Annotated in this window: 8 protein-coding genes; 7 read left to right on the top strand and 1 reads right to left on the bottom strand. The window is 62.2% G+C overall.

The features are described 5' to 3' along the window. Nucleotides 1-38 precede the first annotated feature (38 nt). Nucleotides 39-1502 (bottom strand): MFS transporter, encoded by a 1464-nt coding sequence (locus QNH97_RS13990; RefSeq protein WP_283557373.1) that lies wholly within the window; start codon nucleotides 1500-1502, stop codon nucleotides 39-41. Between the two features lie 132 nt (nucleotides 1503-1634). On the opposite strand from QNH97_RS13990, the gene QNH97_RS13985 reads away from it, so the two are divergent. From QNH97_RS13985 to QNH97_RS13955, 7 genes are all read left to right on the top strand, one after another. Further along, entirely contained in the window at nucleotides 1635-2540 is a 906-nt protein-coding gene (locus tag QNH97_RS13985; RefSeq protein ID WP_283557372.1) for a LysR family transcriptional regulator, read from the top strand. 333 nt (nucleotides 2541-2873) lie between these two features. After that, nucleotides 2874-4331: a serralysin family metalloprotease gene (locus QNH97_RS13980; protein ID WP_283557371.1), complete on the top strand. Its 1458-nt coding sequence runs from the start codon at nucleotides 2874-2876 to the stop codon at nucleotides 4329-4331. A 117-nt stretch (nucleotides 4332-4448) separates the two neighbouring features. Then, nucleotides 4449-4826, top strand: a complete 378-nt coding sequence (locus QNH97_RS13975; protein ID WP_283557486.1) for an AprI/Inh family metalloprotease inhibitor — start codon at nucleotides 4449-4451, stop codon at nucleotides 4824-4826. Between the two features lie 150 nt (nucleotides 4827-4976). Continuing rightward, a complete protein-coding gene (locus QNH97_RS13970) occupies nucleotides 4977-6764 on the top strand; it encodes a type I secretion system permease/ATPase (RefSeq protein ID WP_283557370.1) in 1788 nt (595 codons plus the stop codon). Next, the gene (locus QNH97_RS13965; protein ID WP_283557369.1) at nucleotides 6761-8095 is read left to right on the top strand and encodes an HlyD family type I secretion periplasmic adaptor subunit; all 1335 of its coding nucleotides are present in this window, start codon (nucleotides 6761-6763) and stop codon (nucleotides 8093-8095) included. The genes QNH97_RS13970 and QNH97_RS13965 overlap by 4 nt, the downstream gene beginning before the upstream one ends. 14 nt (nucleotides 8096-8109) lie before the next feature. After that, nucleotides 8110-9453: a TolC family outer membrane protein gene (locus tag QNH97_RS13960; protein WP_283557368.1), complete on the top strand. Its 1344-nt coding sequence runs from the start codon at nucleotides 8110-8112 to the stop codon at nucleotides 9451-9453. 132 nt (nucleotides 9454-9585) lie between these two features. Beyond that, the gene (locus tag QNH97_RS13955; RefSeq protein ID WP_283557485.1) at nucleotides 9586-12606 is read left to right on the top strand and encodes an autotransporter serine protease; all 3021 of its coding nucleotides are present in this window, start codon (nucleotides 9586-9588) and stop codon (nucleotides 12604-12606) included. Nucleotides 12607-12672: the final 66 nt, after the last annotated feature.

Here is a 12672-nt window from a genome sequence, read left to right as displayed (position 1 = left end):
TCTGCATCAGGACCTAACCAAGAATATTCACAATGCCATCATCCTGCGCAGGGTGTGTCCTTGGACTCAGTCGAAGGCTCTGGCTCGCGACATTTAAAGGCGACTACGCCCGCCAGGACCATCAGCCCCAAAGCCGTGGCGAAGGTAATTTGCAAGCCGTTTGCGACGGCTTCCGGGGTGGCAGAAGTGATGCCATTCGTCGGTAATGCCAGCGCAAATATCGCGCCGAGCACCGAGGCCCCGGTAAAGAAACCCAGGTTGCGCGACAGATTGAGCAGCCCGGCGATAACGCCGCGCCTGTGGGTGGGAACGTCCGCCATCACCGCCGTGTTATTGGCCGTTTGGAACAGCGCATAGCCAAGGGTGGTTACCACGATCGCGGCGACATAGCCGCCTATGCCAAGGGCCGGTGACATCAGCGACAGCAAAAGGCAGCCGAGGACCATGATCACCAGCCCGACGAGCCGCATGGGGCGCACGCCGAACCGGTCTGCCAGGCGCCCGGCCGGCATTCCGGCGAGTGCGGCAACGGTCGGCCCGGCTGCCAGCACCAGCCCGACGAACGCGGCGGGCAACCCAAGGGCGATGGACAGGTAAAAGGGCCCGACCAGCAATGTCGCCATCATGACCGCCGCAACCAAGGCACTGGTGGTCAGCCCCGAGACCAGTAACCGGTCTCGAAACAACACCAAGGGGATCAGCGGCGACGCAACCCGTCTCTGCGCCAGGATGAACAGTCCGCCGCCGAGGATCGCAGCAAGCAATAGCGCGATATTCGACCCACCGAAGTGGCCGCGTCCCGAGGTCATGGCGAGGGCATAGGCCGCCAGTGTTGCCGCCAACAGCAAGGTGCCCGTCACATCGAAGCGCGTTTTCTCCGCCGTAGCCAGCGGTTGCCGGGCAGGCAGTGAACGCCATGCGAGCAAAAACGCCAGCAGCCCGAGGGGAAGGTTGACCAGGAACAATGCTTGCCAGCCGAATTGAGTGATCAGCACGCCACCGAACGAGGGCCCCAGCGCCGTGCCGACCGCTGACAACGTCGCCAGCAGGCCCATGGCGCTACCAGTCTCCTCCTTGCCGACGGTATCGCCGACCAAGGCCAGGGTCAGCGTCATCATGACGGCCGCTCCCAGGCCTTGCAGCGCTCGCCCCGCGATCAACCACCCCAGCGAGGGCGCCAGGCCACACAGGGTCGAGGCGAGGGTGAACAACAGGATCCCGGCCAGTAACAGCGGCCGACGTCCGATCATATCCCCCAGTCGCCCAACGCTGACAATCAGCGTGGTAATGGCCAGCAAATAGGCCAGCACCACCCATTGGACCTGCTGGAAAGGCGCGTTGAACGCCTGCGCCAGCGTCGGCAAACCCACCGTGGCGACACTGGCACCCAGGGAGGCCAGCAGCGTCGAGAGCGCAAGGCTGGCTAACGCCCAGCGCGCTGAAAAGACCGGTTGCGCGCCCGTTGCTGTCGGCAGGGGGTGTTGCGTATTGACTGGCTTCATCATGTCCTCTTTCTCTGTGGCGCCCGAATTGGTGCTACCCGAACGTTACGCCTGGGCATAACATGGCGGAAGACGCACCATTTGCACGTTACAGCTGCATATAACGCCATCTATTCGCGCAAGGGCTCGGCCATGTCCACACCTGACCTCAATCTGCTTGTCACCCTCGATGTTCTGCTGGCTGAAGGCAGCGTGGCCCGGGCCGCTCGACGGCTGCAGCTCAGCCCGTCGGCCATGAGCCGGGCGCTGGCGCGGTTGCGTGAGACCACCGGCGATCCGCTGTTGGTGCGGGCCGGGCGCGGCCTGGTGCCCACGCCCCGTGCGCTGGAATTGCGCGAGCAGGTCAGCCAACTGGTGCAGGATGCCCAGGCGGCACTGCGACCGGTGCAAGCCCCGGATCTTGGACGGTTGAGCCGCACCTTCACCCTGCGTACACGGGAAGGTTTCGTGGAAAACTTCGCGGGTGACCTGATTGCCCGCATCGGCGCGCAAGCCCCCTACGTCCGGCTGCGTTTTGTGGACAAGGCCGACAAGGACAGCACGGCCCTGCGCGAGGGCACCGTGGACCTGGAAACCGCCGTCGTGGACAAGGACACCCGTCCGGAGCTACGTACCCAGGCGCTGTTTGGCGACCGTTTTATCGGTGTGGTCCGCTCGGGGCATCCGCTGAGCCAGGTAGCGGTTACTGCCGCTGATTACGCAGCGGGCGGGCACATCGGTATTTCGTTGCGAGGCCTCGATCATGGCCCGATCGATCAGGTCCTGGCGCCGTTGAACCTGACGCGGGACATTGCGATCACCGTCCCGGGCTTCTCCACGGCGCTGGGGCTTGCCCGGTCCAGCGACTTGATCGCCAGCGTTCCCGAACGCTACACCGCCAGCCTGCGCGTCGGCATGCACAGTTTTGCACTGCCGTTCGAAGTGCCTGCCTTCACAATCGCCATGCTCTGGCATCCCCGGATGGATGCCGATCCTGCGCATCGTTGGTTGCGAGGCTGCCTGCGAGAGGTGTGTGGGCGCAAAACCGCCGGGATTTAGTAGATATTGATTAATAGCGTTTCGCTGGCACTTAGTTGGCAAAACTGCGCTGTGCTTCACAGTTGAGTGTTTATCGATATTTAATATTTAAATAGAGTTTTGTCCGACAATCTTAAAGTTTTCGCTGTAAGCGGGTATTAGCTGGGGGCGCAAGGCCTATTGTTTGTGGGCGTTGAAGGCTTGTCCGTGCAATTGAATAAAAAAATGGCTGGACGATTGATTTCGAATTGTGTCAGCTTTCTTACGTCCTCATTGGGCGAGTGATAGGACGATCTCGCCAGAGATTGTCTGTCTGACAAAAAACGGTTCCATTACAAACAAGGAAGTGTGTTTATGTCGAAAGTCAAAACCAACGTTATCGATTCTTCCGAACAACTGCTCTGGGCGCCGCAACCCTTGGCAGCCTCCAGTAGTGCATTCAACCAGATCAATAATTTCAGCCACCAGTACGACCGCGGCGGCAACCTGACCGTCAACGGCAAACCGTCGTACTCCGTCGACGAGGCGGCCACACAATTGCTGCGCGACGGCGCGGCGTATCAGGACCGGGATGGCAGCGGCAAGATAGAGCTGACCTACACCTTCCTGACGTCCGCCTCCTCGAGCACCATGAACAAGCACGGGATCAGCGGTTTCAGCCAGTTCAGCGCCCAGCAAAAAGGTCAGGCGTTCCTGGCCATGCAATCCTGGGCGGACGTGGCCAACGTAACCTTTACTGAGAGGGGCAGCGGTGGCGACGGCCACATGACCTTCGGCAACTATAGCGGCGGCCAGGATGGCGCGGCGGCGTTCGCCTATCTGCCGGGGACTGGCGCCGGTTATGACGGGACGTCCTGGTACCTGATCAACAGCAGTTATACCCAGAACAAGAACCCGGACCTGAACAACTACGGCCGCCAGACCCTGACCCACGAAATTGGCCACACCCTGGGCCTGGCGCATCCTGGCGACTACAACGCCGGTGAAGGCAGCCCGACCTACGATGACGCCACTTACGGCCAGGACACCCGTGGCTACAGCCTCATGAGCTACTGGAGTGAAAGCAATACCGACCAGAATTTCAGCAAGGGCGGCGTCGAGGCCTATGCGTCGGGTCCGTTGATGGATGACATCGCGGCCATCCAGAAACTCTACGGCGCCAACACCAACACCCGGACCGGGGACTCCACCTACGGTTTCAATTCCAACACTGGTCGCGATTTCCTCAGTGCTTCCTCGTCCTCGGACAAAGTGGTGTTCTCGGTATGGGACGCGGGCGGACGCGACACCCTGGATTTCTCCGGTTTTACCCAAAACCAGAAAATCAACCTCAATGATGCCTCGTTCTCCGACGTTGGCGGCATGGTGGGTAACGTTTCCATCGCCAAGGGCGCAGTTATCGAGAATGCCACGGGTGGCTCGGGCAGCGACCTGCTGATCGGCAACTCGGTGACCAACGAACTCAAGGGCGGTGCCGGCAACGATATCCTCTGGGGGGCCGGCGGGGCGGACAAACTGTGGGGCGGTTCTGGTTCGGACACCTTCGTGTTCGCCGCCAGTACCGACTCGCGGCCGGGGGCAGCGGACCAGATCCTCGATTTCGTCAGTGGTTTTGACAAGATCGACCTGACCGGCATCACCAAGGGCGCGGGCCTGCATTTCGTGAATGCCTTCACGGGGGCGGCAGGTGACGCGGTGCTGTCGAGTTCGGGTGGCAACAGTCTGCTGTCGGTGGACTTCTCCGGGCATGGCGTGGCTGACTTCCTGGTCAGCACCGTCGGCCAGGCAGCCGTCTCGGACATCGTGGCCTGATCATCCGATCCCGTGGGAGCGGCTGCTCCTGCGGGATCCCCAGCCAGGATTAGAGCAGTGCGCAGAGAATCTACACCCAGTAGTGTCCGGGCAATCGCCTGGTTAAGCGCTACGTTGATGATGTTTTGTGGAGAAGTCGCCATGGCGCGCAGCCTGTTGTTAGCAGAACCCTCGCAGTTGGCCGGTCAGTGGCTGGCCGTTTTGTCGGGGCCGCAGGAAAATGCGCAAACCCAGGTGTTGCAGGATAAACCGTCCAATACGTGCCTGGTCGAACTCAGGGCGGACCTGACCCTGGGGGGGCAAACCGCTTGTCTGGGCCATTGGTTGGGGGATGAGCCGGTCCATTGGTTCACCGAACCCGATGGTCTTTCATTGATTGGCAAGCAGAACTCCAGGGTTCATCTCGGGCTGCGGCAAGAGCAGCACTATCAAGTCACTTTAAAATCGGGCCTGACACTTACGCTGGAGCGCAGTAATAGCCAGGACACTCGCTAACGAACGAGTACAACACTGAAAAGTGTACTGATTGATCACCCCATGTTTGTTAAGCAGGCACGTGTTTCGACGGGGGCCGATTCAACTATTAAAGATGGGTAAGTTGAACCCCTCTGGGGTATCTGGCTAAGCCTACAGCAAGGAAGATTCATGAATAGGGCAAGGAACAGTGTCGCAGTGCCACTCTTTAAGGCGCTGGGTGATTATAAAAATATTCTGATCAGCGTCGGTTGTTTTACGGCACTGATTAATGTCCTGATGCTGGCGCCTTCGATTTATATGCTGCAGGTGTATGATCGGGGACTTTCATCGCAAAACGAAACCACCCTGGCGATGTTGTCGTTGATGGTGGTCGGGTTCTTTGTGTTCATCGGGTTGCTGGAAATGGTGCGCAGCTTCATCGTCATCCGCATCGGCAGCCAATTGGAGAGACGTTTCAATCTCCAGGTGTACAAGGCAGCGTTCGAGCGCAATCTGCTCCAGGGCGAGGGCAACGCCGGGCAATCCCTGGGCGACCTCACCCATGTCCGTCAATTCGTCACTGGCCCGGCGTTGTTCGCCTTCTTCGACGCGCCGTGGTTCCCGATCTACCTGCTGGTGATCTACCTGTTCAACGTCTGGCTCGGGGTGTTCGCCACTGTCGGCACACTGCTGCTGATTGGCCTGGCCTGCCTGAACGAAGCCATGACCAAAAAACCGTTGGGACAGGCCAGCGTTTACTCGCAACAGTCCAGCCAGCTGGCCACCAGCCATTTGCACAACGCCGAGACCATCCAGGCCATGGGCATGCTCAATGCGCTGCGCAACCGCTGGTTTGCCGTACATTCGCGGTTTCTCGGCCTGCAGAACCAGGCCAGCGACACCGGCGCGGTGATCAGCTCCTTGAGCAAGACCCTGCGCCTGTGCCTGCAATCGCTGGTGTTGGGCTTGGGCGCGCTGTTGGTGATCAAGGGCGACATGACCGCCGGGATGATGATCGCCGGCTCAATCCTGATGGGCCGGGTGCTGAGTCCCATCGACCAGTTGATTGCCGTGTGGAAGCAGTGGAGTGGGGCCAAGCTGGCGTATCGCCGTCTCGATGCACTGTTGCAGGCTTACCCACCGCAGGACGACGCTATGACGTTGCCGCCACCCAAGGGCCAGGTAAGCTTCGAGCAGGTGAGCGCGGGGCCACCGGGGCAACGCAACGCAACGTTGCACCAACTCGGCTTCAGCCTCGCCGCCGGAGAAGTGCTCGGGGTGCTGGGGGCTTCGGGTTCCGGTAAATCCACCCTGGCCCGGGTGATGGTGGGCGTGTGGCCGGCCCTTGGCGGCACCGTGCGGCTTGACGGGGCTGACATCCACCGCTGGAAGCGTGATCAGCTTGGCCCGCACATCGGCTATCTGCCCCAGGACATCGAGCTGTTCAGCGGCAGCATTGCCGAGAACATCGCAAGATTCAGCGAAGCCGACCCGCTCAAAGTCGTCGCGGCCGCGCAACAGGCCGGTGTGCATGAGCTGATCCTGCGCATGCCCCAAGGCTACGACATGGTACTGGGGGAGGACGGCAGTGGGTTATCGGGCGGGCAGAAGCAGCGGGTGGCATTGGCCCGGGCAATGTATGACCGGCCATGCCTGGTGGTGCTCGACGAGCCCAATTCCAACCTGGACACGGTGGGCGAGGCGGCCCTGGCCAGCGCCATCGCGCAGATGAAAGCCCAGGGCACCAGCGTCGTGCTGGTGACCCATCGGTCCTCGGCATTGGCCCAGGCCGACAAGTTGCTGGTGCTCAATGAAGGCCGGCTACAGGCCTTCGGCCCGAGCCAGGAGGTGCTGCGGGCGCTGTCCGGCCAGCCGGAATCCCAACGGGATTCACAGCGCAACAGCCCCCAACCGACACCCAACGGACTGAGCATGAGCCGCCAGTACCAGGCCACCAACAAGCCCAGCGGCGCATGAGCAAGGATCGCGACATGAACCCCGGACACATCCAAGTACCCGAACGCCCTGAATACAGCGCCCGTTTCTTCACTCGCCTGGGCTGGGCCCTGGCGATCCTTGGCGCGGGGAGCTTTTTCACCTGGGCCAGCCTGGCACCGTTGGACCAAGGTATCCCGGTGCAGGGCACCGTCGTGGTTTCGGGCAAGCGCAAAGCCGTGCAATCCATGAGCAGCGGCGTGGTCAGCCGAATCCTGGTGCGTGAAGGCGAGGTGGTGAAGCAGGGCCAACCGTTGTTTCGTCTGGACCAGACCCAGGCCGCCGCCGACGTGCAATCGCTGCAAGCCCAGTACCGGATGGCCTGGGCCAGCCTGGCGCGCTGGCAAAGCGAGCGGGATAACCTGGGGCAGGTGAGTTTCCCGGCGCAACTGAGCCACGACCCCGATCCGCAGTTGGCGTTGGTGCTCGAAGGCCAGCGGCAACTGTTTAGCAGCCGCCGCGATGCGTTTGCCCGGGAGCAGGCGGCGTTACGCGCCAATATCGAAGGCGCCACGGCCCAACTGGCGGGCATGCGCCGGGCCCGCAGCGATCTGAATGCCCAGGCCGAATCCCTGCGCCTGCAACTGAGCAATCTGCAACCCTTGGCGGACAACGGTTACATCCCGCGCAATCGCCTGCTGGACTATCAACGCCAGCTCTCGCAAGTGCAGCAGGAACTGGCGCAGAACAGCGGCGAAAGCGGCCGGGTGGAGCAGGGCATCGTTGAGTCTCGCCTGAAGCTGCAACAGCACAACGAGGAGTATCAGAAAGAAGTGCGCAGCCAGTTGGCCGACGCCCAGCTCAAGGGCGAGACCCTGCAACAGCAGCTGAAATCCGCCGGGTTCGAGCTGCAACACAGCGAAATCCTCGCCACCGCCGACGGCATCGCTGTCAACCTGGGGGTGCACACCGAAGGCGCGGTGGTGCGCCAGGGCGATACCTTGCTGGAAATCGTGCCCCAAGGCACGCGCCTGGAAGTGGAAGGGCATCTGCCGGTGCACCTGATCGACAAGGTCGGCAGTCATTTGCCCGTGGACATCCTGTTCACCGCCTTCAACCAGAACCGAACGCCCAGGGTATCGGGGGAGGTCAGCCTGATTTCCGCCGACCAAATGCTCGATGAGAAGACTGGCACCCCGTATTACGTCCTGCGTAGCAGTGTCAGCGATGTGGCGATGGAAAAGCTCAACGGCCTGGTGCTCAAGCCTGGCATGCCCGCGGAGATGTTTGTGCGTACCGGCGAGCGCTCGCTCCTCAACTACCTGTTCAAACCGCTGCTCGACCGAGCCGGCTCCGCGTTGACCGAAGAATAAGGATGTCTGCTGGTATGAAGCGTTTTTATTGGCTTGCCGCATTGACGGCGGCTGTCTGCAGTAACGCCTGGGCCATGGGGCCGTTCGACATCTACGAACAGGCGTTACGCAATGACCCGGTTTACCTGGGGGCGATCAAGGAGCGCGACGCGGGCCTGGAAAACCGAGCCATCGGCCGCGCCGGACTGCTGCCGCAGCTGGGTTACAGCTACAACAAGGGCCGCAATCAATCGAAGGTCACTTACCTCAATGATCGTGGCGCCAGCCAGCATGACGACCGCAACTACAGCAGCTACGGTTCCAGCCTGACCCTGCAACAACCGCTGCTGGACTATGAAGCGTATGCGGCCTATCGAAAAGGCGTGGCGCAGTCGCTGTTCGCCGATGAGAGCTTTCGCGGCAAGAGCCAGGAGCTGCTGGTGCGGGTGCTCAGCTACTACACCCAGGCCCTTTTTGCCCAAGACCAGATCGATATAGCCCAGGCCAAGAAAAAGGCCTTCGAACAACAGTTTCGCCAGAACGAGCATCTGTTTCGCCAGGGCGAAGGGACGCGCACCGACATCCTCGAAGCCGAGTCGCGCTATGAGCTGGCAACCGCCGAGGAAATCGAGGCGCGCGACGAGCAAGACGCCTCCTTGCGCGAGCTGGGTGCGCTGATTGGCGTCCCGGCCCTGAATATCGGCGACTTGGCCCCGCTGAACGAAACCTTCCAGACCTTCGCCCTGCAACCGGCCAGTTTCGACACCTGGCACGAACTTGCGGTGAGCAACAACCCGAACCTGGCCTCCCAGCGTCAGGCGGTGGACGTGGCGCGCTTCGAGGTCGAGCGCAACCGCGCCGGGCACCTGCCCAAGGTCAGCGCCTACGCGACCATGCGCCAGAACGAATCGGAAAGTGGCAACACCTACAACCAGCGCTACGACACCAACACCATCGGCCTGGAAGTCAGCGTGCCGCTGTACGCCGGTGGCGGAGTCTCAGCCTCGACCCGCCAGGCCAGTCGCAACATGGAACAGGCCGAGTACGAACTCGACGCCAAGACCCGCGAAACCCTGATCGAACTGCGCCGCCAGTTCAGCGCCTGTGTCTCGGGGGTGAACAAACTGCGGGCCTACCAGAAAGCCCTGGCGTCCGCCGAAGCGCTGGTGGTGTCGACCCGGCAAAGCATCCTCGGCGGCGAGCGAGTCAACCTCGACGCGCTCAACGCTGAACAGCAGCTCTACACCACCCGCCGCGACCTGGCCCAGGCCCGCTACGACTACCTCATGGCCTGGACCAAGCTGCATTACTACGCCGGCACCCTGGGGGCGCAGGACTTGGCGAAGGTCGATGAGGCGTTTGTGGGCCGGGAGCAATGACTGATCCACAGATGGCAGTGCAAACCAAAGGATTACTGCAGCAACTAAGGATGGTTCGTGATGAAAACCGATAGCAAAAAACACCCCGGACAAACCGGCCGGCTGTTCCTGTTCAAGACGTTCAACCAGGCCATGCTCTGCGCCCTGGCCACCTTGGGCAGTGCCCAGGCGGCGCCGTATGTCGAGAGCGGCAGGCCGGGGAACCCGGACAGCTGGCGCAGTGCCGAATTCGACGCCGAATGGGGCTTGGGCGCGATCAATGCGCAACAAGCCTACGCCGCCGGCTACACCGGCAAGGGCGTCAAGCTGGGGATCTTCGACCAGCCGGTCTACGCGGCTCATCCGGAGTTCTCCGGCAGCGACAAAGTCGTAAACCTGGTCACCAGCGGCATCCGCGAGTACACCGACCCGTACATCCCGGTGCGAGCCGGAGACCCGTTCCGCTACGACGGTTCTCCCTCCGTGGGTTCTGACGGCAAGCTGGGTTCCCATGGCACCCACGTTGGCGGGATCGCCGCCGGCAGCCGCGACGGCAGCCCGATGCACGGCGTGGCCTTCGATGCGCAGATCATCAGCGCCGACAACGGCGACCCCGGGCCTGAAGATGGCATCATCCTGGGCAACGATGGCGCGGTGTACAAAGCGGGTTGGGATGCGCTGATCGCCAGCGGCGCGCGGATTATCAACAACAGCTGGGGCATCGGCATCACCGACCGCTTCGACCAAGGCGGCCGCGACCCGGCGTTCCCGCACTTCACGGTGCAGGACGCGCAGCTGCAATTCGACCAGATCGAACCGCTGCTGGGCACCCGGCCGGGTGGCGCCTACGAGGGGGCAATCGCCGCGGCCCGCAGCGGTATCGTGACGATCTTTGCCGCCGGCAACGACTACAACCTCAACAACCCGGATGCCATCGCGGGCCTGGCGTACTTTGTGCCAGACATCGCACCGAACTGGCTCACCGTGGCGGCGCTGCAAGTCAACCCGGATACTGCCAGCCCGGACCCATACACCATCAGCACCTTCTCGTCGCGCTGCGGCTACACCGCCAGTTTCTGCGTGTCGGCCCCGGGCACCCGGGTGTACAGCGCCGTGATCGGCGGTACCGGTGCCGATGACCTGACCGTGGGGTACGCCAACAAGAGCGGCACCTCCATGGCCGCGCCTCACGTGGCCGGCAGCGTGGCGGTGCTGATGGAACGCTTCCCGTACATGACCGGCGCCCAGGTCGCCAATGTATTGCGTACCACCGCCACCGACATGGGCGCACCGGGCGTCGATTCGCTGTACGGCTGGGGCATGATCAACCTGGCCAAAGCTATCGACGGCCCATCGATGCTGGTGACCGAACAGGACATTGCCGAGGAATTTCGAATCGACGGTGCCTATGGCTCTGGCCAGTTCGTAGCGGACTTGCCCGGCATTGGCGCGATCATCGATCCCGGCAAGCCTACGGAGCGTGTGTGCAGCGGTATCCAGTGTGGCCTGGACGTCTGGCGCAACGACATCTCCGGCCACGGCGGCCTGACCAAGGAAGGCCTCGGGACCCTGGTGCTCACTGGCGATAGCAGCTACAGCGGACCAACCCTGGTCAATGAGGGCCGTCTGGCGGTCAACGGTTCGCTGGCGTCGGCCGTCACTGTCAACGACGGCGGCATCCTCGGCGGCACCGGACGCCTGTCCAGCCTGACGGCCAATCGCGGCGGCGCCGTGGCGCCGGGCAACTCCATCGGCACCTTGCAAGTGGCCGGGGACGTGACGTTCCAGCCCGGTTCGACCTATGCCGTGGAAGTGTCCTCCACCTCCAGCGACTTGATCGTTGCGGGCGGCAAGGCCTCTATCGACGGCGCAACGGTGTCGCTGTCCCTGGAAAACAGTCCGACGCTGCTCACTGCCAGCCAAGTGAAAAGCCTGCTCGGTCGGCAATTCAATATCCTCCAGGCGGCCGACGGTATTGAAGGACGCTTCGGTGAAGTCCTGCCCAACTACGCGTTCCTTGGCGGTGACCTGGCGTATTCGGCCGGTGGCGTTCAACTGGCGGTGGCGCGTAACGCCACGTCGTTCAGCAGCCTTGGCCTGACGCCGAACCAGCGTTCGGTGGCGACTGCCGCCGAGCAACTGGGCGCGGGCAACGGCGTGTATGAAGCTTTGTTGTTATCACCCAGCGCTGCCATGGCGCAACAGGCATTCCAGCAACTGTCTGGTGAGATTCATCCGGCCATCGGCACGTTATTGATCAACGACAGCCGTTACCTGCGCGAAGCCGTAGGCGACCGCCTGCGTCAGGATGCGCTGTACGACGCCAACACACCGACGGATACCGATAGCAATGCCTGGGTCAAGGTGCTCGGTGCCTGGGGTAAAAGCGACGGCGGCGATGATAACGCCAGTTCCAACAGTTCCATCGGCGGGCTGCTGGCGGGTGTCGATGGTTTGATCAGCGACCAGACACGGCTGGGTTTCGTCACCGGTTACAGCGACAGCTCCTTGAGCCTGGGGGACGGCACGCATTCGTCGGCCAAGGCTGACAGTTACCACCTGGGTGCGTACCTGGGTCATGAAATCGACGACCTGCGCCTGACCGTCGGCGGCGCCTACAGTTGGCATCGCATCGACGTCAAGCGTGACGTTCAGTTCGACGCTGTAAGCGGCAAGGAAAAAACCAAGCGCGACGCCCAAACCGCCCAGCTGTTCACCGAAGCCGCGTATCGCCTCGATTTGCGCTCCGTGGCCCTGGAGCCGTTCGCCAACCTGGCCTACGTGCACCTGGACAGTGACAGCTTCCATGAAAAGGGCGATGCCGCTGCCCTCAAGGGAGGCGACGACCGTCGTGACGCCGTGCTCTCGACGCTGGGCGTGCGGGCCAGTCATACCCTGGCGCTGTCGCAGCAACAGCAGTTGCAGTTGTCCGGATCCCTCGGCTGGCAGCACAACCTGAGCCATACCCGTTCCGAGCAGGACCTGGCATTTGCCGGCAGTCCCAACACCTTCGCGGTGCAGAGCGTGTCGATGGACCGCAATGCAGCGGCGATCGGCGCCCGTGTAGGGCTGGCGGTGGCCAAGGATGTGCGGGTCAACCTGGATTACAACGGTCTGCTCGGCTCCCGGGATAAAACCCATGGCGTGGGCCTGACGCTGGATTGGCAGTTCTGACCCAAGAAGGTGGGGCGGCACATGCCCCTCACCACGCAAATCCCCTGAAACCCGGTTTTAGCATTC

The organism is Pseudomonas sp. G2-4 (assembly GCF_030064125.1).
Classification (GTDB): Bacteria; Pseudomonadota; Gammaproteobacteria; order Pseudomonadales; family Pseudomonadaceae; genus Aquipseudomonas.
The sequence above is the reverse complement of the archived record's forward strand: the minus strand, read 5'-3'. Positions and strand labels throughout refer to the sequence as shown.